A 23,813-nucleotide genomic window follows, 5' to 3' on the forward strand; every position below is an offset into this window, starting at 1 on the left:
ATACTAAGGATCAAGATGTGCTTCCCTCTACTAAGAAGAGTGGAAGCCGTAGATCCGCAGGCAAGCGGTGATAGCTATCATCGGTTCGCCAATGCCTTGTAGGGTGGTCAGATTATGAACTCCGGTTATTTGTCTCTCATTCTCCTTTGCATCACGTTGATTTTGTTTGCCAGCGGTTGGAAGGAGCTGTACATCAGAAGTATATCGCATAAGGGCATGCTTCTTTTTTTTGCCCTGTGGATTGCAAGTTCGTGCCTATCCGTGACGATTAAGCATGTGCATATCCAACTCGTCTATATCTTGGTTTTTGCTATTAGCATTGCTATTCTTTTCGTGATTCAAGGCTTCATACATAAGCTTCATTTGCTGTCTATCGGGCTTCTGCTGGGTTCGCTTCATTTCTTGCTGCAGCAGCTGCTGGAGATGGATCCGATCCTCATTGTGCGCAATTCAGATTGGGACATTGCTTTATTGCTCGCTTTCATAGCGGTTGTTTTACAACGCAATCCTTTGGAGCAAATTGCTGCTCTCTCGATGGGCTACTTGCTTGGTGATATGTATCAGGCGAGTATTCATCCCGTAGAGGGCTACCATCATGTCGGCCATTCGACATTTCAAGACCAATGGTGGTTATCTGTCTTTGCTGCGCGAACAATGACGATTATTCTGCAAGCGGTCTACACAGGCTGTCGAAGTATGGTAAGAAGCTGGATAGAGCGAAGAGGAGGCTGGAGAAAGTAATGGACTGGTTGTATTCACACCGGTATACGATTGGTATTGTGGTTGGTGTTATCTTTGGAATTTTAGCCAGGCTCAATATGCTTCGAACAGATTACAGACAATACCCGACATATCCGCATGGAAAAATCATACATATTTCCCTTGGTGTCATTGCGGCAGGTTTAGGAGCTGTCGCAGTGCCTGCTTTGCTCGACAAAAACTATACAGCGGTTACGTTTCTTTCCTTAGCTGCGCAGCAGTTCCGTGATGTGCGTAATATGGAAAGACAAAGCTTAACGAAAGTGGATGAACTGGAGTTAGTTCCCAGAGGTGCTGCCTATATCGAAGGCATTGCCATGGTTTTCGAGGGAAGAAACTATTTGGTCATTTTCTCGGCATTTCTGGCGTCCCTCTTCAGCATTTTGTTTGCCTGGTACTGGGGAGTTCTTGCCGGTATTTTATCGATCTGGATTGCACACTTTTTTAAATCGGGTAAAAAGCTTGGGGATATTGCGGATATTGAAGCCGTTCCGATTCGGATGGATGGACCTGATTTGTTTGTTGGATCCGTTTATATCATGAATGTGGGGCTGCAGGATAGCCGAAGTAAGATTCAAGAGCATGGGGTAGGTTTTCTGATCAAACCTAAAAATCGTAATTCTCGCGTAACTCTGGCGAATCTGGGTCAAAGACAGGCGATATTACACGATATTTCTACGCTATTTGGCGTTTATCGAGATGAGGGGGAGCCCTCTTTGCGGCCTATGGCCAAGTTGGATATAAATACAGGCATTCTCGGAGTGCTGCTGCTGCCGCAAGAGCAGGATGTTGACAAAACATTTGTTGCTTTGCATCGGGTTCCCGTGCTGGAGAGCGCCGTACGAATGCCGTCTGAGGCCGGCGTAAACAAAAATAAGGGGGCGTGACTCGCCATGTCGCAAATTCTTGCTGTTGTGACATTAACGAAGGATCGGGTTGGCGGAGGTGCGCCAATATTTGTGGTAGAGCAGGAGGATGACCTGCAGAAAGTTTCTTTCTCGCTGGAAAAAATATTGGATGCGAACGCGCATGATTTGAAAAATGGCACGATGATTTTGGTCAAACATACCTGAAAGGTTGATTTGTTATGATCAATTTGGCGATAAGTCTCAAAAGAGATTAGCCAATCCGTGTCTTTTTTGTTATGATGTAAGTTGCGTATTTTTCCATGGCTGATCATGGAATCAGGAGGAGTGAATGAGAATTGGCTAGACCAGTACTTGCAATTGTCGGCCGACCGAATGTCGGAAAATCCACCATTTTCAATCGGATCGTAGGCGATCGCCTTGCGATTGTAGAAGATAAACCGGGTGTAACACGTGATCGACTCTATGGTGTGGGCGAATGGCTGAATACGTCATTCAGCGTGATTGATACAGGCGGTATTGAAATTGATGGCGAGGATGCAATCCTCAAATCTGTTCGTGTGCAGGCTGAGCTTGCGATTGAAGAAGCGGATGTTATTGTGTTCATGGTAGATGCTAAAGCGGGTGTAACCCCATCGGATGAAGAAGTAGCTCAGCTGCTGTTCCGTTCCAAGAAACCGGTTGTCCTTGCCGTGAACAAAGTGGATAACCTTGCGCGCCAGGATGATATCTATGAATTCTACGCTCTGGGATTCGGCGATCCGGTTGGGATCTCGGGTTCGCACGGGATTGGGATCGGCGATCTGCTCGAAGTTGTCTGTGGGCTTTTCCCTGACAAAAAGGATGACGAATATGGAGACGAAGTCATTAAATTTGCGCTGATCGGTCGTCCGAACGTCGGCAAGTCGTCCATGACGAATGCCATTCTCGGCGAAGAACGTGTTATTGTCAGTGATGTTGCCGGCACGACACGCGATGCCATCGATACGCCATTTGAGCGGGATGACCAGAAATTTGTTATCATTGATACCGCTGGTATGCGCAAAAGAGGCAAGGTCTACGAGAACACGGAGAAATATAGCGTCATGCGCGCAATGAAAGCAATCGAACGCGCAGATGTTGTGCTCGTTGTTATTGATGGCCAGGAAGGCATCATTGATCAGGACAAGCACATCGCTGGATATGCGCATGAAGCAGGAAAAGCGATTGTTATCGTCGTAAATAAATGGGATATCGTTGAGAAAGACGATAAAACCATGCAGCATTTTACACAAACCATTCGCGATCATTTCTTGTTCTTGAGTTATGCTCCGATTGTCTTTGTATCAGCCAAAACAACACAACGCTTACATAAGCTGTTGCCGGTTGTTGTTCAAGTGGCGGAAAATCATGCCCTGCGTGTTCAAACGCATTTGTTGAATGATGTGGTCTCCGATGCCGTAGCCTATAATCCGCCTCCAACGGATAAAGGCAAGCGCCTGCGGATTAACTATGTGACTCAAGTTGCCGTTAAGCCTCCTGTCTTTGTGCTATTCGTGAATGAGCCTGAGCTCATGCACTTTTCATATGAACGGTATTTGGATAACAAAATTCGTGCCGCCTTTGGTTTTGAAGGAACGCCGATTCGTATCCTAAGCCGTAGAAAGACTTCGGACAAAGAATAAGGAGATGTTGCAGCTTGCTTTTAATTTCCATAATAACAATCGTAGCAGGTTATTTATTAGGGGCTATCAGCTTTAGTTATTTATTTGGAAAATGGTTTAAAGGCATCGATATCCGCAAGCATGGAAGCGGCAATGCAGGCGCAACCAATACACTTCGCGTATTGGGTAAGGGTCCGGCGATCATGGTATTGCTCCTGGACGGTTTGAAGGGGGTTGCTGCCGTTTGCCTTGGCATTTGGGCAGCTCCCGGACCGGACGATATGTGGGTTCGCGTACTGTGCGGACTTGCTGCCATCATTGGGCATAACTGGCCGGTGTATTACGGGTTCCGCGGCGGCAAAGGGATTGCCACGACAATCGGCGTAATGGCCACGCTTTGCTTCATTCCTACGTTAATTGCAGGTTTAACGGCTATCGTCATTATTGCTATAACCCGTTTCGTCTCGTTAGGTTCCTTGATTCTAACTGCACTCTTACCTTTTCTTATTTGGGGAATGGATCGACCGCTACCGGTTTTGTGGATTAGTATACTGCTATGCGCGTTTGCCTTTATGCGCCATCGTACCAACATTGTGAAGCTCGTTCAGGGCAAAGAGAATAAACTGGGGCAGAAAAGAGCATAGTCTGATCTTACATCACCCGGTAATTCCAATGCATAACGTTTAGGAGGGGTAACCATGTCAAACAAAGTATCGGTTCTAGTAGCAGGTAGCTGGGGAACGGCTCTTGCCACGGTACTGGCGGATAATGGACATCAAGTGTTGTTATGGTCTCGTAATGAGGAGCAAGTGCAAGAGATCAACGAACAACACAGGAATAGCCGTTTTCTCCAAGATGTGGAGTTATCACCGTTAATCGTAGCGACGAATTCGCTGCAGGAGGCGGTAGAAGGAGCAGATGCGATTATTATGGTCGTTCCTTCGTCCGGAATGCGTGAGGTTGCATCCAACGTGCGTCCTTTTTTGAAAAAGGATGCTTTGCTGATTCATGCGACCAAAGGCTTTGAAACGGGATCCCTCAAGCGGATGACCGAGGTATTGGCAGATGAACTGCCTGACATCAATCCGAATCGGCTTGTGGTGCTTTCCGGCCCCAGTCACGCAGAAGAAGTCATACGGAAATGCCCGACAACCGTCGTTGTCGCGGCACAAGATCTGGAAGCGGCTGAAGCCGCGCAGGATTTATTGATTAACTCGTATTTCCGCGTCTATACGAATCCCGATGTTGCAGGCGTTGAAGTCGGCGGAGCCCTCAAAAACATCATCGCCCTGGGTGCAGGGCTGACAGATGGCTTGGGCTTTGGCGATAATGCCAAAGCTGCGCTGATGACCAGAGGACTGGCCGAGATCGCTCGCTTAGGTACAACGATGGGGGCTAACCCTTTGACTTTTGCCGGATTAGCTGGAATCGGTGATTTGATTGTGACTTGTACGAGTCAACACAGCCGGAATTGGCGTGCTGGAAATAAATTGGCTAAAGGCATGCCTTTAGATGCGGTTCTGCAAGAGATGGGAATGGTCGTGGAAGGCGTGAAGACAACGAAAGCTGCTTATGAGTTGTCTCGCAGATATGATGTGACAATGCCAATTACAGATGAGTTGTACAAGGTGCTTTTCGATGGAAAGTCGCCGCAGTTAGCCGCGCAGGACCTTATGGGCCGTGTCAGAACGCATGAGATCGAAGAAGTGGCTACGGATGCCATTACAAATGTATTGAAGTAGCCTACACCACATGCTTCCCGCACTCATACTATACCGTATAAGTATTTAGTTCTTATCAGGTATAGGGAGGCGGCACATTTGGCAAATAAAGATATGTCTAAAGACGTATTGAACGTGGTGAAGAAGAAAACAGGGAAATCCGTTTCACCTAAAGATATCGAGAGAATTGCTAGCGGTGTGAAACCTTCAACACTTCAGAGTGAGACTCAGCTGCGTCAGCTGATCAAACAAGTCTCTGGCCTTGTTAATGTTAAAGTATCCGAAGAGACAATCAATGATATCATTCAGGCAGTAAAAAGCTCTAAGCTCGACAGCAACAACATGCAGCAGCTTATGAATATGATGATGGGCAAAAAATAAAAAGCATAAAGGGGAGCTTGCTGCCCTTTATGCTTTTTTTCTCATCCTATGCTATACTTACTGTTGATAATTTGAAAGATTATACATAAGGGGTTAAAAATATGTCAAGTTTGGACAAAATGTGGGCGTCTTTTGTAGCCATTGGACTCATGGTTGTCGCATCATTATTGATTTCGTACGCAAGAACGCGTACCCAAGGATGGGTTCGTGTCGTTCTATCGACTGTTGCCTTTATTTTATTCATTCCCATTTTACTCTATATGCTGCTATCATTGTTCTAACTTGGAGGCGATACATACATGCTGGAATTAAAAACGCGCAAAGCGCAAAAAACGATGGAGCCGGAAATTGGGCTAAGTATCTTGGATCATGCGCTCAAAAACGACGTGGAATGGGGCTTCTCATGTACACGAGGCACATGTGCCAGATGCCGCTGTTACGTAGCTGCTGGACGTGAGCTGCTTTCCTTACCTTCCGATGCGGAAGAGAATCGGCTGGAGCCCGAAGAAATCGAGCAGGGCTATCGACTTGCTTGCCAATGCATGATTAAGCAAACAGGTGTCATTTCCGTTACACATAAGCCCTATTTTTAAAATATCTGCCTGAAAGGTGTGGGCATCTTGGTCCTGCTGGAACCGTTAGTACCAACGATTACGACCATTCATACACAATTATTGCAAGCACCTAGCGTACGATGGCTCATCGGTGGCAGCTGCGGACTGCTTATGCAAAACGTAGATATTGGAAGAAGTCCGAGAGATCTGGATATTTATGTGGATAAGAAAGATGTATCCGCCATTCATACTTCTCTTCAGGAGTATTCCGTTGATACACCTGTGTATAGTCAAACAAACATATATGCTTCGATCCTCAGCCATTATCAAATTCATGGAGATGCGGTTGAAGTAGTAGGGGACTTCAAGGTTCAAGCACTGGATTCCTCCTATCAAGTGGAGGCGGCGTACCTATGGGAGGACCATAGCCATACAGCTATGATCGGCAGCCTCGAAGTGAAGGTAATGCCGTTAGCTCATGAACTTCTCTTTAATTTATTGAGAAAGCGGCCTGATCGTTACGAAGCTATCTATAAGACGATGATGGCTGCTCCAGAGCTGCACATGCCGGCATTACATGCGTTATTGCAAAGAAATAGTTGGGGACTAGCGTTTGAGCACAAGCTTGAGGAATTACTAGATTCGCACTGAGATTAGGAAGTTGACAGATAAGTAGGTGGACCTGATGAGTGGATTTGAAGTGCATTTCTGGCCAGACGACAAGAAAATAAGTGTTCGGGCAGGCACGACTTTATTGGATGCCGGAAGGAAGGCCAAGGTCCATATACGCACACGATGCGGAGCCAAAGCCGCATGTCTGATGTGCAAAGTGAAGGTGAATGACGCCAGCAGCAAGGGGCTTGCCCCCATGAATGTGAATGAACGGCTGAAGCTTGGCTCACAAGCGGAGGAAGGCTACCGCCTCGCCTGCCAAGCACGTGTGGTTGGCCCTGTACAGGTGACGATTCCGGAGGACCCTCTGAAGGCTGCTATACGTGCTCAGCTTGCCAGACAAGCCGAAGATGATGATTTATTTTAGAGAACAAAGATAGGATGATGGATGCGTGAAAATAGCTCGAGGCGTTGGATATGGCAGATGGATAGGCATTATTCTTAGTATGGTTCTGCTGTTAAGCGGTTGCGCTTATCCGAAAGAACTGCGTAAGGAGAATCAAATTAACCCTGCTGAGTTTATTACCGTTGTTCAGCAAGCCGTTGATCTTTTCCATGAGAAAACCGGTGTTCTGCCTATAAAAAATAGTGATATGACTACGCCGCTCTATGAGAAATATGTCATTGATTTTGCAAAGTTGAAAAAGTCAAACTATTTAAGCACCGTACCGGCAAACGCTTTTGAAAGCGGTGGTATTTTCATCTATGTGCTTGTTGATGCGGAAACGAAACCGACGGTGAAGCTGATGGATTTATCGGCTTATCAAAGCGTGGAAGATGTCCAAAAGAAAATAAATGATTATAAAGCAAGCCATGATGGGAAGTTGCCTGCTGGAATTGCTGTCAATGAAGCGTTCGAGTATGTGGATTTCAACAATCTGGGGATGAAAGCACCTGAAATCAAGTCGGTTTATAACCGCCAGAACCTCGTAACCTATTTGGTGAATAAGCAAACGGGCGAGGTTGCTATCGATTATGCAATGGATATCATGAAGTTCATTCAAGACCAGGGTTTAGCCAGTTCCCTGAAACCGGATCAGGATTTACGAGAGATTCTCGTGAACAAATCTTACTTTGTGCCGATTCGCAGTTTTCCTTATCATTGGCAGAATAATCAGCCACTTCCCCAAGTGGCGCCATAAATATCGATTCCTCTTACAGTATTCTGTAGGAGGTTTTTTTCATTTTTCAGAATATCGCCGTCGATGCAATCATATATTTTTTCAATGTGGTGAGGAAAGCCCTGTATGTGCTTCATAAAATATGAGCGGTAAAAAAAGATATACAACATCTATCATATTTCTATCGAAAGTACATATATTTCTTACTAGTCCAAATGAATGTACGAGTAGTCAATTGTTAACGTCTCAAAGTCAGTTGACGACCAAACTGTAGGAGGGATTCTCTTGGAGAAAGTGGATATCTTTAAGGACATTGCAGAACGAACGGGAGGGGACATTTACCTGGGGGTTGTTGGAGCAGTCCGTACAGGCAAATCAACCTTTATTAAGCGTTTTGTGGAATCTGTAGTGCTTCCGAACATTCAAAGCGAAGCGGATAGGATCCGGGCTACCGATGAACTCCCGCAGAGCGCTGCTGGCCGCACGATTATGACAACGGAGCCAAAGTTCGTGCCGAATACGGCGGTCCAAATTTCTGTGGCCGAAGGGCTGAATGTGAATGTGCGCCTTGTTGATTGTGTAGGTTATGCGGTTGATGGCGCCAAAGGCTATGAAGACGAAAACGGTCCACGCATGATTAATACGCCATGGTTCGATGAACCGATTCCATTCCAGGAAGCGGCTGAAATCGGAACTCGCAAAGTGATTCAGGAGCATTCAACACTAGGCGTTGTGGTGACAACCGATGGTACGATCTCGGATATCCCACGGTCATCCTATGTGCTGGCGGAAGAAAGAGTAATTAATGAGCTGAAGGAAGTGGGCAAACCTTTCATCGTCATTATCAACTCTCAGAAGCCAAACAGCGAACCAGCGCTAGAGCTGCGCAGCGAGCTGCAAAGCCGCTATGATGTGCCAGTAGTGACAATGAGCGTTGCAAGCGCAGGCGAAGAAGAGATGGTTTCTGTCCTGCGTGAAGTGCTCTATGAGTTCCCTGTTCATGAAGTGAATGTGAATTTGCCAAGCTGGGTCATGGTTCTAGACGAGAATCATTGGCTGCGTACTCAATTCGAAAACTCCGTACGTGATACGGTTCAAGATATTAGACGCTTGCGCGACGTGGATCGTGTCGTCAGCCAGTTTGCTGAATACGAGTTTATTGACAAAGCGGCACTTGCTGGGCTTAATATGGGTCAGGGTGTGGCCGAGATTGATCTCTTTGCGCCGGATGAACTCTATGATCGCATCTTGGTGGAAGTGGTCGGTGTTGAAATTCGCGGCAAAGATCACCTTCTGCAGTTGATGCAGGACTTCACGCACGCCAAACGAGAGTATGATCAATTCGCTGAGGCGCTGGAAATGGTCAAAACAACCGGTTACGGTATCGCACCTCCAACACTCGCAGAGATGGCGCTGGATGAGCCGGAATTGATCCGTCAAGGCTCTAGATTTGGTGTCCGTTTACGGGCAACCGCTCCGTCGATTCATATGATTCGGGTGGATGTCGAGTCTGAATTCTCTCCGATCATTGGAACCGAGAAGCAAAGTGAAGAGCTTGTCCGCTATTTGATGCAGGATTTTGAAGATAACCCGCTCAAAATTTGGGAATCCGATATTTTCGGAAGATCCTTGCATTCCATTGTGCGTGAAGGCATTCAAGGTAAACTTGCGCAAATGCCGGACAATGCGCGCTACAAGCTGCAAGAAACACTTGGCCGTATTATCAACGAGGGATCTGGCGGCTTAATTGCCATAATTTTGTAAGAAAGTAGACAAAAAAACACTCGCGAGAGTGTTTTTTGTCGTTTTATAGCAAAAATACCCACATAAAATGGAAAACGATACTTGAAATTGATGTCGTAGTATATTACTATGAATTTATTCGTCTGCTTTCGATGTTCATTTTTACTAAGAAAATCAACGTTTTTTCATGGATTCATGTATATTTTCTGACGAAACGGTGAAAACAGGAAGTAACGGAAGTAAGAAATCTTGGGGGGAGGTGAATGGCATGAATAAATCTGAATTGATTAACAAGGTTGCTGAAACCTCTGAGCTTTCCAAGAAAGATGCAACGAAAGCAGTTGATGCTGTTTTTGAAGCAATTTCCGAAGCGCTGCAAGGCGGGGATAAAGTACAATTAGTTGGGTTTGGTAACTTTGAAGTTCGTGAACGTTCCGCTCGTAAAGGACGTAATCCACAGACTGGTGATGAAATCGAAATCCCAGCAAGCAAAATTCCAGCTTTCAAACCTGGTAAAGCACTTAAAGATGGCATTCAATAATTGCGTTTTACATACTATTGAACGTTATATAACAACAAAGCCGTGGCCGCATTTTGCTGTCACGGTTTTATTCATTTATAGGCAGAAAATGCCTTTACAATTCGAAAATCTCCTACTATAATTACAAAGTGAATAAGTAGCATGGGGATACAGACGGGGTATGGCGCAGCCTGGTAGCGCGCACCCTTGGGGTGGGTGAGGTCGCACGTTCGAATCGTGTTACTCCGATTATGAAAAAGACATCGAAAGTCCGATGTCTTTTTCTCTTGCAGAGGCTTGTTCCGATTGATAAGCACTTCTTAGATGATTTAGGGGGAACAGTCTTGAATAAGGTGAAACTGAACGAGCTAGTAAAGTCCCAAGATTGGACAATGTTCGGTATTATTGCATCGATTTATTTGGTTTGGCGAATTGGCGTGGTTGGCAACTGGAGTAAAGAATGTTGGATCTTGTTGTTGATCTGCTTGCTAGGAGTTCGCAAAGATCAAATTGATGTGGATTGGAAGCGGTTTTTTCTTTTCGGTATACCGCTGCTCGGCGTGTTTTATTATTTCTACGGGTCCGGCAACGGATTTTGGTGGAAAATCGCCAACTGGATGTTTGAAAATAACCGCCATCCCTGGCACTGGGATGAATATATGAATGCGATTCCTCTGAACACGGGCGGATGGGCGAGATTGATTGCTACTCCATTCCTGGATAAAGCCATGGTTTGGATTTATAATTATGGCTTCGTTTTATCCCTATGGATCTGCATTGTGAGAAGCTTTTGGACACGCAGTATCAAGAAAATGCTATCCTACGCATTATCCGGTCATATGCTGCAGTTTCCGCTAATTTTGCCATTCTACAACCTTATTTTGCTGCATGAAGTGTGGTATGTGAATAAGCAACCGGATTTATTAAATCGTGTATTTGCGGATCAGAACTCATTGCTTGTAGCTGTGATGAACTGTTTTCCGAGTATGCACACTTCGATCTCATTTGCTATGCTTCTTCTGGCCTTACGAGAGAAAGATCGTATTTTCAAAACGATGATGGTGACTTACTGTGCTGCAATCATCTTCTCAACGCTGTATTTGCAAATCCATTGGTTAATCGATGTATTTGCCGGCATGCTATTCGCTTATGGGACGGTCAAACTATCGGATTTCCTTATTCGATTGGGTTCTACGCGCGTGCTGCCAGCCAGATTCAAAAAATATTACGGCAATGGCCTACAAACGACTTCAAATGAAGTTTCAATTTAGGTTAGTTGACTTCGGGATGCTTTTTTTGGCATCATTAGGTAAGGATAGATGAAGTGAAGGCAAGAACGGAGGATGAGAATGGACGATACGAACAAAATGAACCAAACGAATACGAACGGCAATGAATATTTCGTTATCAAAGCCAAAGATAATGGCGTTCATGTTATTGGACTAACACGCGGTCAGGACACACGCTTTCATCATACGGAGAAATTGGACAAGGGCGAGGTTATGATTGCCCAGTTTACAGAGCACACCTCCGCAGTTAAGGTCAGAGGTAAAGCGCTTATCATTACGAAATACGGCACTGTAGATACCGAAGAATAATTTATTATTGATAAAGCAGGCATAGCCTGCTTTTTTTCTTTGTACAATGGTGTATAGAGCTTGTAACAGAAGCAATGTTTATAGTCCGATTTGCTCTTGCTGAATAGCCAGGAGGTGCAATATGATATGAGATGGTCGATGCGCATCGTGATGACGTTAGCGGTATCTATTGTCATTGTCGTTTGTTTATCTTTACTGCCCAAAATGGATAGCTCAATGGGATTAAGCTCACCTTACCGCTGGCCAAGCAATCGAATCGGGCAAGTGACGGATAATAATTTACCGGATCTACTCGTTCAAGTGCCTCTGCAAATGCGGATTCGCAAAGTCGAGTTGACCAACGCCCGCATGTCGCTTGATTTGAGCTTGCCTAAAAATGCAGACTCGGCAGCCGTCTACCGGGATTTATACACAATCGCTCAGACGATGCTGATGAAAACAAAAAATGTGAACCAAGTCTGGGTTCGGGTGATCGATTATTCCAATGCCTCGGATAGCGCATCAACACAGCTTGTTCTTGCCATGGTTGCCGAGCGTGAATCTGGGAAGGATATGGAGAAGGGCGCAAATGAGCTCAGCCTTATTCAACTTGAACAGGAGCTGCAGAATCGGTTTCGGATTACGTATACCTCGAAATGGCAGCAAAGATATCCTTTATAATTAATTGTGCGTCTCTTTACGTGTTATGATATAATGATTTGAATTGAAACTTGACCAACCTTAATGAGATTTGGCACACGGTTACGGAGGCTTTTGCATGAATTCTTATCGGATCCCAGAGATCGCTAAGCAGTACACGGAGTATGATATGATCCAAATTCACACAGACTTGCCCGATTTCCCGGAGCTGCGCACCCGTCTGTTGTTTGCATTCTTGAACGGAAATAGTAAATTGAGCACCTCCAGTGAGTTGTACACGTTAGCTACATCACTTGTGCAGCTTGCGCTCGACACCCATGAATTGGTTACGGCTTCAAATGACATTAAAGAGAAAAAAGCGGCAAGATCCAGACAGCTTAAAGTTCTTGCTGGAGATTATTTCAGTTCTCGCTTCTATCATCTCCTTGCCGGTGCCGGCCAAATTGACATGATTAAGCAATTGTCGAATGCCATTTGTGATGTCAACAGGTTAAAGATGAATACGTACATGAAAATGAAGCAACTGAAATTATCGGCAGAAGATTACATTCACCAAACGGTGGAGATTAAATCTCAGCTTTTTTTGTCATTCTCGGAGTTCATGTCTGAGGTGTATGACCAAGCTTGGCCGGAGATTTTGAGAAGTTATACGAAATGTGAAGTGCTCTTCGAAGAGATATTCCGACTGGAGTCTGCTTCGGATTTCAAGGGCAGTTGGGGATTCTGGCACATTTTGCAGCACGGTACGAAGGATGAGCGGAAGCAGCTCCAAACCGAGGAGTCGGATCAAGCGAAAGTCCGTACACTGGTGCACAAATATCATATCCCTTCGCAACTGTATCAAATGCTGGACTCTCAGACGAAGCTGCTGCAAGCTAAAGTGAAGCAGCTTGAATCGGACAAACTAATAAGTGAACTGTTTCACATAGGCGAGCCGTTTCTGCGTTTTTTAGCCAAGCAGCCCAAAGTGCTGGAAGAAATTTGAGGTGAACTGACAGATGAATATGACAAAATCAAAAACACCCGTTAAAAACTCGAAAACCAAAGAAGAGTTCGTCCACTCGGTCTTCGAGAGCATTGCGCCAAAGTATGATTTAATGAACAATATTTTAAGCTTCAACAGGCACAAAGCATGGCGTAAATTTACGATGAAAAAGATGAATGTTCAACCTGGCGAGACAGCGATTGATTTATGCTGCGGCACTTGCGATTGGACCATCTCACTAGCCAAAGCAAGCGGCACCGGCAAAATGGTGGGGCTTGATTTCAGCCAAAACATGCTGGATTATGGTGCAGAGAAAATTAAGCAGCTTCACTTGGACAAGCAGATTCAGTTAATTCAAGGCAATGCGATGAGTCTTCCCTTTGACGATAACACGTTTGACTATGCAACGATCGGATTTGCCCTCCGTAATGTACCTGATTTGGAGCAAGTCATTCGTGAAATGCAGCGTGTCGTTAAGCCAGGAGGACTAGTTGTGTCTCTGGAATTATCCAAACCGACATGGCAGCCGTTTAAGTCCATCTATTATTTTTATTTCCAACGCGTCCTGCCTTTCTTAGGTAAGATGATTGCTCAGAAATACGAACAGTACAAATGGCTGCCGGAATCATTAATTCATTTTCCCGACCACAAACAATTAGCGGCTATATTTACAAACCTAGGATTAAAGAGTGTACAGGCTTACCCGTTAACAGGCGGGGTTGCGGCCTTGCATATTGGCACCAAGGGGAATACGAAATCAGGAGAGTAATGCGCATATGTTTACTAAACTAAAAATCTTTCTGGAAATGATTAAATTCGAACACAGTGTCTTTGCACTGCCTTTTGCATTCATGGGAGCGATTCTGGGTTCCGTAGTATTAAATGGACATTTGCCGAGTTGGGCTCAAATTGGCTGGATCACACTAGCAATGGTGGGAGCTAGAACCGCTGCGATGGCCTTAAATCGTGTAATTGATAAAGCGATTGATAAGAAAAACCCGCGCACCGAGAATCGCGCAATACCCGCCGGGTTAATCTCCATTCCGCAAGTTATTATTTATATTATTATTTCTTTTGCTTTGCTCTTCTGGGCAACTTCCAATCTAAGCTCGTTATCCATGAAACTGCTGCCTATCGCAGTGTTTTTTCTTGTCTTTTACTCGTATACCAAAAGATTTACCTGGACCTGCCACTTTGTGCTCGGTTTGACTTTAGGCTTGGCACCGCTTGGCGGCTGGATTGCCGTAACAGGCCAATTCACATGGGCATCCATCGTATTTTATTTGACGGTCGTTTGCTGGAGCGCTGGATTTGATCTCATCTATGCGTGTCAGGATGCAGAATTTGATCGTAATGAAGGTCTTCATTCCTTGCCTAGCCGCTTTGGCATCAAGGCAGCATTGAATACAGCTCGTATCCTGCATGTACTGACAGCGGTTGGTCTGGTTACCTTATTCTTTATTACACATTTGAGCTGGTTTTATCTAGTAGGACTCGTAATCGCTTATTTTATTTTGTACAAAGAACACAGACTTGTTTCCCCACAGGATTTATCTAAATTGAATACAGCCTTTTTTACAATGAACGGTGTGCTTAGTCTTGTGATGTTTGCTTTTACACTGCTTGATGTGCTTGTGAGAGAGTACCTATGAGCGGCGGCAATTGGGTGGTAGGGATTACTGGGGCAAGCGGAGCTGTTTATGGCGTTCGGTTGTGTCAGGTCATGCTGGATCAAGGCTTGGATGTGCATTTGATTGTCACAGAGGCCGGTTGGCGAGTGCTGCATGATGAGATGGGCTGGCAGGCAAGCAAACGCAAAGAAATGCTGCAAGAGCATTTTGGCGGCCGTGCAGGCTCATTCGAGCACCATCCGATTGCTGATATTGGAGCAACCGTTGCCAGTGGATCCTTTCGGACAAAGGGGATGGTTGTCATCCCTTGCTCGATGGGCACGTTATCTGGCATCGCGCATGGCTCATCCGATAATTTGCTGGAACGGACAGCCGATGTGATGCTGAAAGAAGGAAGAAAATTAATTCTGGTTCCAAGGGAAACGCCATTGCATGCCATACATTTGGAAAACATGCTGACCTTGTCTAGAATGGGCGTACGTATGATTCCGGCTATGCCAGCCTTTTATCATCGTCCAAGCTCTATTGAAGAGATGGTCGATTTCTTGGTAGGCAAGGTGCTGGACAGTATGGACATTGAGCATTCCTTGTACCGAAGATGGGGTGATAACGATGAGTAGCTCTGACCCGAAAATTCGAATTGGCCGTATCAATTATACCAACGTTTGGCCGATCTATTATTATTTTCCTGAACTGATGAACACGTCCGAGGTCGATATTATTGAGCAGGTTCCGACTTCGTTGAATAAAGCGATGGCTGCCGGAGACATTGACATGGGGCCAATCTCTTCTTTTGCTTATGGAGAGTCCTTTGAGAATTATTTGTTATATCCGGATCTTTCCGTAAGTGCATATGGAGAAGTAAATTCAATCCTGTTGTTTCATGAGAAGCCGCTCCGCGAGATTGCGAACGGGCATATTTTGCTGCCCACAACTTCAGCTACATCGGTAAATTTGCTCAAGATCATCCTTGAGAAATTTTACGAGGGGAAACCCACCTATGAATATGCAACACCCGATGTCGAGCAGATGATGGCGCTTGGGGACGGTGCATTGCTCATCGGAGATGATGCAATTAAAGAGAGTTGGCGCAATAAAACGTATATGATTACGGATCTTGGGCAAGAATGGGCGAAATGGACAGGACAATGGATTTCGTTTGCCGTATGGGCGATACGCAGGGAGACGGCAGACCTGTATCCGGAACTTGTGGCAAATGTGTTTAATGCATTCATGGCAAGTAAAGCGAAAGCACATCGTAATCCGGAAGAAATGATTGAGGAGGCACAAGCTTCCGTTGGCGGTACGGCTTCCTATTGGCATCATTACTTTCATACGTTATGTTATGATTTTGGTCAGGAACAATGGGAAGGTCTTGCCACCTATTACAAGTATTGTTATGAGCTTGGGTTCCTGCCGAAGCCGGTAAACATCGCTTTATGGTCAGAGAATAAAGTGGCACGGGTGACAGAATGAAAAATTTAATCGATATTTATTCAAGAAAGAAAAAAGATATAGCGGCTATTGAAAAAACGCTGGAGGAAAGCGTATACTCCGATCACGCCATGTTGAGAGAAACGTCAAATCATTTATTGAAAGCTGGCGGCAAACGAATTCGTCCTGTTTTTGTACTGCTTTCGGGCGAGTTCGGCAACTATCAGTTGGAAACGATGAAGCGCGTGGCTGTGCCGTTGGAGCTCATTCATATGGCATCGCTTGTTCACGATGATGTTATTGATGATGCGAATACAAGACGCGGGCAATTAACAGTCCGATCCAAATGGGATAATCGGATTGCGATGTATACAGGGGATTACATATTCGCAAAGGCATTAGGCGTCATCACTCAAATTCACAAGCCAGCAGTACATCAGATCATGTCTAAAGCGATTGTAGAGATGTCCATTGGTGAGATGGAACAAATTCGCTTCTTTTTTCACTCCGAACAAACAATTCGTGATTACTTATTGAGAATCAGGCGCAAAACAGCGCTGCTTATCGCTATTTCCTGTCAATTGGGTGCAATGGCTGCGGATGCGCCGGATTGGATTAGCAATAAACTTTATGGTTTTGGCTACAACGTGGGGATGGCTTTCCAAATCAGAGACGATATTCTGGATCTTATCGGGACCGAGAAGCAGATCGGGAAACCGCCAGGTTCCGATGTGAAGCAAGGTAACATTACGATTCCTGTCTTGTTTGCTATGCAGGACCCCGCTCTTAAACCGCTTATTTTGGCTGAATTAGACCGTATACATAAATTAGATGGACAAACAGATGTTAGCACTTTTTTGGATATCATCCGTCACAGTGAAGGTATTGCTATGGCAGATACGCTGTCGCAGAAATACATTGACAAGGCAATTGCTTCTTTGGATAAGCTGCCGAACGGGCAAGCCAAAAGAGATTTAATCGAAGTTGCACATTTCATCGGCAATCGCTCGTACTAAAGTGATTTGAGAAAAGCTGCCAGAAAGTGTAAACTAAGAGGGAATACATAAGATTTAACCCTTTTGGGCGTACAGGCCTACGATGGAAGTCAGTTTTCTAACGAAAACTCAGTAGTTGCTTATGAAGCAAGTTTTCTAAAGAAAACGCTAAGGAGGATATCGTTACATGGAAAAAACATTCTTGATGGTGAAACCGGATGGCGTACAGCGCGGCCTGATCGGCGAAATTGTAAAGCGCTTTGAACAGAAAGGCTTTCAACTAATTGGCAGCAAATTGACGATGGTCTCGAGAGAACAAGCCGCATTTCATTATGCTGAACATGAAGGCAAAGATTTCTACGAAAGACTCGTTAATTTCATTACCTCCGGTCCTGTTTTCGCAATGGTGTGGCAGGGAGATCAAGTTATTCCTTTATCCCGCACGTTAATCGGCAAAACGAATTCATTGGAAGCGGCACCTGGTACGATTCGTGGCGATTATGCGGTACATACGAACTTCAATCTCATACATGGCTCGGATTCACCGGAAAGCGCTGAACGCGAGATCGGTAATTTCTTTAAAGCGGACGAGCTCCTCGACTATACGAAAGTCATTCAACAGTGGATTTAGCAATTCGAAACCTGAAGAACCTGACATCTTTCCAGATGCAGGTTCTTTTTTTGTCGTGCTTTGAAGGAATTTGGCAACGAATGAAAGAATGTATGTTATTTAGACAAAGACCAAGGTAGGTGGACAGCATGGAAGAAGATCAGGATTTTTTGTTATTTATAAAAAAAGTAAAAGAACATACGTCCATAGATCTTGCTCTTTATAAAGAGGCACAAATGAAAAGACGTCTGACAACACTTCGAATGAAACGTGGTTATCAAACGTTTGTTTCCTTTTTTGATGCCATGATGAAAAATAAAGAACTCTTTTATGAATTTCTGGACCGGATGACTATCAACGTTTCCGAGTTTTGGCGGAACCCGAATCGCTGGGAGCTGGTGGAATCAAGATTCATTCCCGAAATGCTCAAAAAGAATCGAAGACTGAAGGTTTGGAGCGCTGCTTGTTCTACAGGAGAGGAGCCTTATACGTTAGCCATGATTCTGGCGGAGCAAGGGGCCTTGAACGATGTCCATTTGCTTGCGACGGATATCGATGAGGGCGCCCTGGATAAGGCGCGCAAAGCGGCCTACCTCGATCGCTCCTTGCGAGATGTTCCCGAGAAATATGTGAAGAAATATTTTTGGCAGGATCAGCTTATGTATCATGTTTCAGATGAATTGAAAAAAACGGTAAAATTTCAAAAGCAGAATCTGCTTGTCGATACGTTTGATACCGGGTTCGATTTGATTGTATGCCGAAATGTGATTATTTACTTTACTGAGGAAGCGAAGCATGTGTTATATCAGAAATTTGCAAAAGCATTGAAGCCAGGAGGGTTACTATTCGTTGGGTCGACTGAGCAAATTTTTTCGCCTGGGCAATATGACTTAGAACCGGCTGATACTTTCTTTTATCGGAAAAAGGGTGTATAAGATCTTCCATATCTTCCAATACTAAGATGTAGCAAAACTCAGTGAACGTTAATGAGTACAATACATAAAAATGATGCAACTCTTAGGGGGCTCTTATGGACAAACGCAAAGTGATAACCGCTTATCGCAGGGGAATGATCTCCATTCAGGAATGTGCACAAATTTTGGGAGTAGATTCGTCGCAAATCATGGGTTTGATGAATGACCCACAAATGGCAGAACTTCCAAGAGTTGTCCAAAAGCAGCCCATGCACGGGTAACCATTGCTCCTGAGCCGATGTTAACACGCTTGCGCCTAAGGGAATACCCCTTATATGCAAAGCGTGTTTTTGCGTTTGTGCTGTTGCCAAACCAGAGTACCTATACTATAATGACTAAAAGATAATCGCGCGTCAAAGCGCTAAAGCGTTTGGAAACAATTTCAAGTTGAAGCGTCAGTAACTTCATCTTGGCAGCACTTATAAGCAAATGCTTCACCAAATTATAGGGGGTAACGGATTGTGAGATATTTAACGGCTGGAGAAACACATGGACCGCAGCTCACTGCGATTATTGAAGGGTTTCCAAGTAATGTAACCCTTAACTTTGAGGATTTGAATTTTCAATTACATAGACGTCAGAAAGGGTATGGCCGTGGTCGTCGGATGCAAATCGAGAAAGATACGGCTACGATTGCCGGCGGTGTGCGCCATGGCAAAACAACAGGTGCTCCAATAGCATTGGTTGTTGTCAACAATGACTGGAAGCATTGGACAACCGTTATGGGCATTGAGCCGGTCGAAGAGGATAACGAAGGCAAACGCCGCGTGAACCGTCCTCGTCCAGGGCATGCCGATTTGAATGGCGGTCTGAAATACAATCAAAAAGATCTGCGCAATATTTTGGAGCGCTCGAGTGCCCGCGAAACGACCATGCGCGTAGCGACTGGGGCTGTAGCACGCCAATTGCTGGCAGAGTTCGGAATCAAGGTAGCTGGACAAGTCATCCGCATCGGGGATGTAGAAGCACAGCGTCAAGAGCTTCCGATCGATGAACTGATTGCCATTACCGAGGAATCACCGGTACGTGTTGTTGACAAAGAAGCGGAAGCCAAAATGATCGCGGCTATCGACGCTGCCAAAGAGGATGGCGACACACTTGGCGGTATCGTTGAAGTTATTATTGAAGGTGTTCCTGTAGGATTGGGCAGCCACGTACAATGGGATCGCAAATTGGATGGGAAAATTGCGCAAGCGGTTCTATCTATTCAAGCATTCAAAGGCGTGGAATTCGGAATTGGATTTGAAGCTGCGGAGCGCAGAGGATCGAATGTCCATGACGAAATTTTATATACAGAAGAAAGCGGCTTTAGACGCAGAACGAATCGTGCAGGCGGATTCGAAGGCGGGATGACGACTGGCGAGCAAATTATCGTTCGCGGTGTGATGAAGCCGATCTCGACACTCTACAAACCTCTGCAAAGCGTTGATATCGATACGAAAGAAGTATTCACAGCGCAGGTTGAGCGTTCCGATACTTGCGCAGTCCCGGCTGCGGGCGTCATTATGGAGAATGTTATTGCCTGGGAAGTGGCGAATGCCTTCTTGGATAAGTTCGGCGGGGACTCCATTGAGGAAATTCGTGCGAATCTCGACAACTTCTTGAAACAAGTGGAGAACTACTAATATGAGAGAGCTTACGGTAGAGCTTGGCGAACGTTCTTATCCGATCTACATTGGTCAAGGCGTCCTGAACGATATCACGGCTTTGTTCGACCGCGCGAAGCTCAGCCGCAAGTCGCCTCTACTCGTCGTCACCGACAGCGAGGTGGCTCCGCTGCACCTGGAGCGCGTCATGGCGCTGCTCCGCGAAGGCGGCTTCGCCGCAACGTCCTGCGTCGTTCCCGCAGGCGAAACCTCCAAATCCCTCGCGCAGCTCGAGGGAATTGTCACCACCGCCCTCCAGGCGGGCCTTGATCGCAGTTCTGCGATCGTCGCCCTTGGAGGAGGCGTGGTTGGCGATCTCGCCGGCTTCGCAGCGGCGAGCTTCATGCGCGGGATCCGCTTCGTGCAGATCCCGACGACAATCCTTGCCCACGACAGCTCTGTCGGCGGCAAGGTTGCCGTAAACCACCCGATGGCGAAGAACATCATCGGGGCGTTTCACCAGCCCGAGCTCGTTCTCTTCGACATCGATTTGCTTCTGACTTTGCCGCCGCGCCAAGTGAAGGCGGGCCTCTCCGAAGTGATCAAGCATGGCTTGATCTGGGATGCTGCGTTCACGCAGTGGTGTGACGACAATGCGGAGCGGTTGTTATCTCTTGATCCAGAAGCGCTTAGTTATGCGCTGTATATAGGCTGCAAAGTGAAGGCGATCGTCGTCTCTCAAGATGAACGGGAGAACGATTTGCGCGCCATCTTAAATTTAGGACATACGATTGGCCATGCTTTGGAAGCAGTGGCTGGTTATGGCGAGCTGCTGCATGGGGAAGCGATCTCAATCGGTATGGTTGGGGCTGCCAAGCTGGCCCAGGAATTTGGATACTCTGAAGAAATTCATGAAGTAACCAAGGGCCTGTTCTTGAAATACGGACTGCCAGTCAGCATTCCGCCTCATTTGGACACGGATAGCATTATGAGCGCGATGATGCACGATAAGAAATTCAAAGAGGGCACAATGGTCTACATTATTCCTATGGAAATTGGTAAAGTCGAAATCCGTAAGGATGTTACAGTAGAGCAAGTCAGACAAATTGTCGAGCTTCTGAAAGGGGAGAGTGTAGCCGATGTTTTGTAGGGGAATTCGTGGCGCAACAACAGTTGAACACAATGAAGCGGAAGAAATTTTGACCGCTACTGGAGAGCTGCTTCGCGCCATCGTAGAGGCGAATGATTTTCGCCCAGAGGATATTTGTTCGGTTTTTATTACAGTAACGGAAGACATAACAGCAACATTCCCTGCACGGGCCATTCGTACGATGGTTGGCTGGGAACTCGTGCCGTTAATGTGTTCATTGGAAGTTCCGGTTGAAAATTCATTGCCAAAATGTATCCGTCTCATGGTTCAAGTGAACACAACGAAGAGCCAATCGGAAATCAACCATATTTATTTAAAAGAAGCCAAAGCACTTCGCCCTGATATTGTTAAATTGACAAATGAAGCCGCACGGTAGTATAGTGTAGTTAGATGAGATTAGGTAAGTAGAGCAGAGCAAGTTTAGTTGAGTAGAGCAGAGCCCAGTTGAGATGAGAATAATAGCAGAGAACTGTATGAAGATGAACACGACTCATTCGGAGACGTTTGTTTTGTCATACATTCAACGTTTATTTTTCATATTCTTCTTAATCTTCTACATAAAACTAAAAGCCAGCCTCTACTTCGGTAGAGGCTTTTTTGTTATTCAATTAGAGTTTGGAGCACCTCGGAGAACGACGGAAGGCTCACAAGCTGAGAGGGGATGTAACCATGTATACACCTGAAATTCAAGAAGTGATTCGATTATCCAAAGACTATAACCTCATTCCTGTGGTACGCCATCTATTAGCCGATACAGAAACCCCGATTCGTGTTTTTCAACACTTGTACCAAGAGAAGCGTGCGTTCCTGTTAGAAAGCGTTGAGGGCGGCGTGAAATGGGCTCGATATTCCTTCATTGGAAGCGATCCTTTCCTGATGATTAAGGCGAAACATGGGAAAACGGTCGTTGAGACACAAACCGAAAACAAGGTGACGGATGAGAAACCCATCGATGTGTTGAAGGCGTACCTAAGATCCTACTCCAGTCCTCAGCTTGCGGATCTGCCGAGGTTCACGGGCGGCGCTGTCGGATTCTTTGGATACGATCTTCTGCAATACTATGAGAAGCTGCCGGCTCATCAAATTGATGATTTGCAAATGAACGACATTCAATTTATGTTCTGTGATCAAGTTATCGTTTTCGATCATTTTAAACAGCAAATCAAAGTGATTGCTAACGTACACGTGAAGCCTTTTGCAACGGATGCAGAGATCGCTCAAGCTTATCATGCGACTTGTGAGAAAATCGATGCGACGATCGAGAAGATTAAAAGGCCGCTTGGCACGGAAACGATGACACACAATCCGATTGTAATGGAGCCGGATCTTGGCGACATTCGTTCGAATATCACAAAGGAAAAGTACATTGCCAATGTGAATAAAGCGAAGGAATATATTCGTGCCGGTGATATTTTCCAGGTTGTGCTGTCACAACGCTTTGAGATGGAAACTACGGTCTCACCGCTGCAGGTATATCGGGTCCTGCGTACGATGAATCCATCTCCTTACATGTATGTGCTCAAAATGGATGATGAAGTCGTCGTTGGCACATCACCTGAGCTGCTTGTAAGGGTTGAAGAGGAAAAAGTGGAAACACGCCCGATTGCAGGAACAAGGCCGCGAGGCAAGACGCCGGAACAAGATTTAGCTCTGGAAAAAGAGCTGCTGGCGGATGAGAAAGAACGCGCCGAGCATTTGATGTTAGTGGATTTGGGACGTAATGACATTGGTCGTGTTTCGGAATTTGGCACGGTAAAGTGCGATACATTCATGGATATCGAGCGCTACTCACATGTCATGCATATCGTTTCCAACGTATCTGGAAAAATTGCGAAAGATAAAGATTTCTTCGATGCTTTTCTTTCCTGCATGCCAGCAGGGACGGTGTCTGGAGCGCCAAAACTGCGAGCTATGGAGATTATTGCTGAGCTGGAGCCTGAAGCACGCGGGACTTATGCAGGGGCTATTGGCTATCTAGGATTCTCGGGGAACTTGGACACATGCATTACGATTCGGACAATTGTTTTCAAACACGGCAAAGCTTATGTGCAAGCAGGCGCAGGAATTGTGTGGGATTCAGTTCCGGAAAGCGAATACCAGGAAACGGTGAATAAAGCGACAGCTTTGCTCAAATCGATTCGAATGGCAGAAGCCATGTTTAGTCCAGAGCCTAGGCCTGTAAGCGATATTAACAAAGATTACTTTGTTAACTCTTAAGGGAAGAAGTAGAG

Annotated in this window: 30 protein-coding genes and 1 tRNA gene; all 31 read left to right on the top strand. The window is 45.6% G+C overall.

The features are described from left to right. Positions 1-114: 114 nt before the first annotated feature. The 31 genes from ACKTT9_RS14665 (at position 115) to trpE (ending at position 23,799) form a co-directional block, all read left to right on the top strand. A complete protein-coding gene (locus ACKTT9_RS14665; protein WP_407872145.1) occupies positions 115-741 on the top strand; it encodes a hypothetical protein in 627 nt (208 codons plus the stop codon). Then, on the top strand, positions 741-1,646 hold the full coding sequence (locus ACKTT9_RS14670) for a YIEGIA family protein (protein ID WP_407872146.1): 906 nt from the start codon (positions 741-743) through the stop codon (positions 1,644-1,646). The genes ACKTT9_RS14665 and ACKTT9_RS14670 overlap by 1 nt, the downstream gene beginning before the upstream one ends. A 6-nt stretch (positions 1,647-1,652) precedes the next feature. Further along, the gene (locus ACKTT9_RS14675; protein ID WP_127451228.1) at positions 1,653-1,832 is read left to right on the top strand and encodes a capping complex subunit for YIEGIA; all 180 of its coding nucleotides are present in this window, start codon (positions 1,653-1,655) and stop codon (positions 1,830-1,832) included. Positions 1,833-1,963: 131 nt separating this feature from the next. Next, a complete protein-coding gene (der, locus tag ACKTT9_RS14680) occupies positions 1,964-3,289 on the top strand; it encodes a ribosome biogenesis GTPase Der (RefSeq protein ID WP_407872147.1) in 1,326 nt (441 codons plus the stop codon). A 14-nt stretch (positions 3,290-3,303) separates the two neighbouring features. Continuing rightward, entirely contained in the window at positions 3,304-3,912 is a 609-nt protein-coding gene (gene plsY / locus ACKTT9_RS14685; protein ID WP_157319986.1) for a glycerol-3-phosphate 1-O-acyltransferase PlsY, read from the top strand. A 54-nt stretch (positions 3,913-3,966) separates the two neighbouring features. Next, positions 3,967-5,010, top strand: a complete 1,044-nt coding sequence (locus ACKTT9_RS14690) for an NAD(P)H-dependent glycerol-3-phosphate dehydrogenase (RefSeq protein WP_157319987.1) — start codon at positions 3,967-3,969, stop codon at positions 5,008-5,010. Positions 5,011-5,103: 93 nt separating this feature from the next. Continuing rightward, entirely contained in the window at positions 5,104-5,370 is a 267-nt protein-coding gene (locus ACKTT9_RS14695) for a stage VI sporulation protein F (RefSeq protein ID WP_127451790.1), read from the top strand. A gap of 101 nt (positions 5,371-5,471) precedes the next feature. After that, the gene (locus tag ACKTT9_RS14700) at positions 5,472-5,651 is read left to right on the top strand and encodes a DUF2768 family protein (protein WP_127451234.1); all 180 of its coding nucleotides are present in this window, start codon (positions 5,472-5,474) and stop codon (positions 5,649-5,651) included. Between the two features lie 18 nt (positions 5,652-5,669). Then, positions 5,670-5,963 (top strand): 2Fe-2S iron-sulfur cluster-binding protein, encoded by a 294-nt coding sequence (locus ACKTT9_RS14705; protein ID WP_157319988.1) that lies wholly within the window; start codon positions 5,670-5,672, stop codon positions 5,961-5,963. A gap of 27 nt (positions 5,964-5,990) precedes the next feature. After that, the gene (locus tag ACKTT9_RS14710) at positions 5,991-6,575 is read left to right on the top strand and encodes a nucleotidyltransferase domain-containing protein (RefSeq protein ID WP_407872148.1); all 585 of its coding nucleotides are present in this window, start codon (positions 5,991-5,993) and stop codon (positions 6,573-6,575) included. Positions 6,576-6,609: 34 nt separating this feature from the next. After that, positions 6,610-6,963, top strand: coding sequence for a 2Fe-2S iron-sulfur cluster-binding protein (locus ACKTT9_RS14715; protein WP_127451240.1), 354 nt, complete (start codon positions 6,610-6,612; stop codon positions 6,961-6,963). Positions 6,964-6,988: 25 nt separating this feature from the next. Further along, a complete protein-coding gene (locus tag ACKTT9_RS14720) occupies positions 6,989-7,738 on the top strand; it encodes a hypothetical protein (protein ID WP_407872149.1) in 750 nt (249 codons plus the stop codon). Positions 7,739-8,002: 264 nt separating this feature from the next. Continuing rightward, positions 8,003-9,481: a stage IV sporulation protein A gene (gene spoIVA / locus ACKTT9_RS14725; RefSeq protein WP_090821662.1), complete on the top strand. Its 1,479-nt coding sequence runs from the start codon at positions 8,003-8,005 to the stop codon at positions 9,479-9,481. Positions 9,482-9,728: 247 nt separating this feature from the next. Next, positions 9,729-10,001, top strand: a complete 273-nt coding sequence (locus ACKTT9_RS14730; RefSeq protein ID WP_145655310.1) for an HU family DNA-binding protein — start codon at positions 9,729-9,731, stop codon at positions 9,999-10,001. Positions 10,002-10,155: 154 nt separating this feature from the next. Further along, positions 10,156-10,229, top strand: a tRNA-Pro gene (locus ACKTT9_RS14735). Between the two features lie 104 nt (positions 10,230-10,333). Beyond that, on the top strand, positions 10,334-11,251 hold the full coding sequence (locus ACKTT9_RS14740; RefSeq protein WP_407873042.1) for a phosphatase PAP2 family protein: 918 nt from the start codon (positions 10,334-10,336) through the stop codon (positions 11,249-11,251). A 78-nt stretch (positions 11,252-11,329) separates the two neighbouring features. Continuing rightward, positions 11,330-11,578 carry a trp RNA-binding attenuation protein MtrB gene (gene mtrB / locus ACKTT9_RS14745; RefSeq protein ID WP_407872150.1) on the top strand — a complete coding sequence of 83 codons (249 nt, stop codon included), beginning with the start codon at positions 11,330-11,332 and terminating at the stop codon, positions 11,576-11,578. Between the two features lie 126 nt (positions 11,579-11,704). Beyond that, a complete protein-coding gene (locus ACKTT9_RS14750; protein WP_407872151.1) occupies positions 11,705-12,238 on the top strand; it encodes a hypothetical protein in 534 nt (177 codons plus the stop codon). 97 nt (positions 12,239-12,335) lie between these two features. Continuing rightward, entirely contained in the window at positions 12,336-13,202 is an 867-nt protein-coding gene (locus tag ACKTT9_RS14755) for a heptaprenyl diphosphate synthase component 1 (protein ID WP_127451372.1), read from the top strand. A gap of 19 nt (positions 13,203-13,221) precedes the next feature. Next, positions 13,222-13,971, top strand: a complete 750-nt coding sequence (locus tag ACKTT9_RS14760) for a demethylmenaquinone methyltransferase (RefSeq protein WP_407873043.1) — start codon at positions 13,222-13,224, stop codon at positions 13,969-13,971. Between the two features lie 7 nt (positions 13,972-13,978). Then, positions 13,979-14,854, top strand: a complete 876-nt coding sequence (locus tag ACKTT9_RS14765) for a UbiA-like polyprenyltransferase (protein ID WP_315949259.1) — start codon at positions 13,979-13,981, stop codon at positions 14,852-14,854. Beyond that, positions 14,851-15,453, top strand: a complete 603-nt coding sequence (locus ACKTT9_RS14770; protein WP_127451375.1) for a UbiX family flavin prenyltransferase — start codon at positions 14,851-14,853, stop codon at positions 15,451-15,453. Before ACKTT9_RS14765 ends, ACKTT9_RS14770 begins: the two co-directional genes overlap by 4 nt. Continuing rightward, positions 15,446-16,309, top strand: a complete 864-nt coding sequence (locus ACKTT9_RS14775; RefSeq protein ID WP_407872152.1) for a menaquinone biosynthetic enzyme MqnA/MqnD family protein — start codon at positions 15,446-15,448, stop codon at positions 16,307-16,309. The genes ACKTT9_RS14770 and ACKTT9_RS14775 overlap by 8 nt, the downstream gene beginning before the upstream one ends. Continuing rightward, positions 16,306-17,283, top strand: a complete 978-nt coding sequence (locus ACKTT9_RS14780; RefSeq protein ID WP_127451378.1) for a polyprenyl synthetase family protein — start codon at positions 16,306-16,308, stop codon at positions 17,281-17,283. Before ACKTT9_RS14775 ends, ACKTT9_RS14780 begins: the two co-directional genes overlap by 4 nt. Positions 17,284-17,449: 166 nt before the next feature. Then, on the top strand, positions 17,450-17,893 hold the full coding sequence (ndk, locus tag ACKTT9_RS14785) for a nucleoside-diphosphate kinase (RefSeq protein WP_407872153.1): 444 nt from the start codon (positions 17,450-17,452) through the stop codon (positions 17,891-17,893). Positions 17,894-18,021: 128 nt separating this feature from the next. Beyond that, positions 18,022-18,807, top strand: a complete 786-nt coding sequence (locus tag ACKTT9_RS14790) for a CheR family methyltransferase (RefSeq protein WP_407872154.1) — start codon at positions 18,022-18,024, stop codon at positions 18,805-18,807. 95 nt (positions 18,808-18,902) lie between these two features. After that, positions 18,903-19,067 (top strand): hypothetical protein, encoded by a 165-nt coding sequence (locus ACKTT9_RS14795; protein ID WP_167053794.1) that lies wholly within the window; start codon positions 18,903-18,905, stop codon positions 19,065-19,067. A gap of 240 nt (positions 19,068-19,307) precedes the next feature. Further along, positions 19,308-20,471 carry a chorismate synthase gene (gene aroC, locus ACKTT9_RS14800; RefSeq protein ID WP_407872155.1) on the top strand — a complete coding sequence of 388 codons (1,164 nt, stop codon included), beginning with the start codon at positions 19,308-19,310 and terminating at the stop codon, positions 20,469-20,471. 1 nt (position 20,472) lies between these two features. Then, on the top strand, positions 20,473-21,582 hold the full coding sequence (aroB, locus tag ACKTT9_RS14805) for a 3-dehydroquinate synthase (protein WP_407872156.1): 1,110 nt from the start codon (positions 20,473-20,475) through the stop codon (positions 21,580-21,582). After that, the gene (gene aroH / locus ACKTT9_RS14810) at positions 21,572-21,958 is read left to right on the top strand and encodes a chorismate mutase (protein ID WP_157319999.1); all 387 of its coding nucleotides are present in this window, start codon (positions 21,572-21,574) and stop codon (positions 21,956-21,958) included. The genes aroB and aroH overlap by 11 nt, the downstream gene beginning before the upstream one ends. A gap of 293 nt (positions 21,959-22,251) precedes the next feature. Beyond that, entirely contained in the window at positions 22,252-23,799 is a 1,548-nt protein-coding gene (gene trpE, locus ACKTT9_RS14815; RefSeq protein ID WP_407872157.1) for an anthranilate synthase component I, read from the top strand. Positions 23,800-23,813 lie beyond the last annotated feature (14 nt).

The organism is Paenibacillus sp. P36, from assembly GCF_045866505.1.
GTDB lineage: Bacteria > Bacillota > Bacilli > Paenibacillales > NBRC-103111 > Paenibacillus_E > Paenibacillus_E chondroitinus.

What these genes read in the sequence shown, in the direction of transcription:
- ACKTT9_RS14665 (WP_407872145.1), top strand. Translation starts at nt 115, where the DNA reads ATGAACTCCGGTTATTTGTCTCTCATTCTCCTTTGCATCACGTTGATT.
- ACKTT9_RS14670 (WP_407872146.1), top strand. Translation starts at nt 741, where the DNA reads ATGGACTGGTTGTATTCACACCGGTATACGATTGGTATTGTGGTTGGT.
- ACKTT9_RS14675 (WP_127451228.1), top strand. Translation starts at nt 1,653, where the DNA reads ATGTCGCAAATTCTTGCTGTTGTGACATTAACGAAGGATCGGGTTGGC.
- ACKTT9_RS14690 (WP_157319987.1), top strand. Translation starts at nt 3,967, where the DNA reads ATGTCAAACAAAGTATCGGTTCTAGTAGCAGGTAGCTGGGGAACGGCT.
- ACKTT9_RS14695 (WP_127451790.1), top strand. Translation starts at nt 5,104, where the DNA reads ATGTCTAAAGACGTATTGAACGTGGTGAAGAAGAAAACAGGGAAATCC.
- ACKTT9_RS14700 (WP_127451234.1), top strand. Translation starts at nt 5,472, where the DNA reads ATGTCAAGTTTGGACAAAATGTGGGCGTCTTTTGTAGCCATTGGACTC.
- ACKTT9_RS14705 (WP_157319988.1), top strand. Translation starts at nt 5,670, where the DNA reads ATGCTGGAATTAAAAACGCGCAAAGCGCAAAAAACGATGGAGCCGGAA.
- ACKTT9_RS14715 (WP_127451240.1), top strand. Translation starts at nt 6,610, where the DNA reads ATGAGTGGATTTGAAGTGCATTTCTGGCCAGACGACAAGAAAATAAGT.
- ACKTT9_RS14730 (WP_145655310.1), top strand. Translation starts at nt 9,729, where the DNA reads ATGAATAAATCTGAATTGATTAACAAGGTTGCTGAAACCTCTGAGCTT.
- mtrB (WP_407872150.1), top strand. Translation starts at nt 11,330, where the DNA reads ATGGACGATACGAACAAAATGAACCAAACGAATACGAACGGCAATGAA.
- ACKTT9_RS14750 (WP_407872151.1), top strand. Translation starts at nt 11,705, where the DNA reads ATGAGATGGTCGATGCGCATCGTGATGACGTTAGCGGTATCTATTGTC.
- ACKTT9_RS14755 (WP_127451372.1), top strand. Translation starts at nt 12,336, where the DNA reads ATGAATTCTTATCGGATCCCAGAGATCGCTAAGCAGTACACGGAGTAT.
- ACKTT9_RS14760 (WP_407873043.1), top strand. Translation starts at nt 13,222, where the DNA reads ATGACAAAATCAAAAACACCCGTTAAAAACTCGAAAACCAAAGAAGAG.
- ACKTT9_RS14765 (WP_315949259.1), top strand. Translation starts at nt 13,979, where the DNA reads ATGTTTACTAAACTAAAAATCTTTCTGGAAATGATTAAATTCGAACAC.
- ACKTT9_RS14770 (WP_127451375.1), top strand. Translation starts at nt 14,851, where the DNA reads ATGAGCGGCGGCAATTGGGTGGTAGGGATTACTGGGGCAAGCGGAGCT.
- ACKTT9_RS14775 (WP_407872152.1), top strand. Translation starts at nt 15,446, where the DNA reads ATGAGTAGCTCTGACCCGAAAATTCGAATTGGCCGTATCAATTATACC.
- ACKTT9_RS14780 (WP_127451378.1), top strand. Translation starts at nt 16,306, where the DNA reads ATGAAAAATTTAATCGATATTTATTCAAGAAAGAAAAAAGATATAGCG.
- ndk (WP_407872153.1), top strand. Translation starts at nt 17,450, where the DNA reads ATGGAAAAAACATTCTTGATGGTGAAACCGGATGGCGTACAGCGCGGC.
- ACKTT9_RS14790 (WP_407872154.1), top strand. Translation starts at nt 18,022, where the DNA reads ATGGAAGAAGATCAGGATTTTTTGTTATTTATAAAAAAAGTAAAAGAA.
- ACKTT9_RS14795 (WP_167053794.1), top strand. Translation starts at nt 18,903, where the DNA reads ATGGACAAACGCAAAGTGATAACCGCTTATCGCAGGGGAATGATCTCC.
- aroB (WP_407872156.1), top strand. Translation starts at nt 20,473, where the DNA reads ATGAGAGAGCTTACGGTAGAGCTTGGCGAACGTTCTTATCCGATCTAC.
- aroH (WP_157319999.1), top strand. Translation starts at nt 21,572, where the DNA reads ATGTTTTGTAGGGGAATTCGTGGCGCAACAACAGTTGAACACAATGAA.
- trpE (WP_407872157.1), top strand. Translation starts at nt 22,252, where the DNA reads ATGTATACACCTGAAATTCAAGAAGTGATTCGATTATCCAAAGACTAT.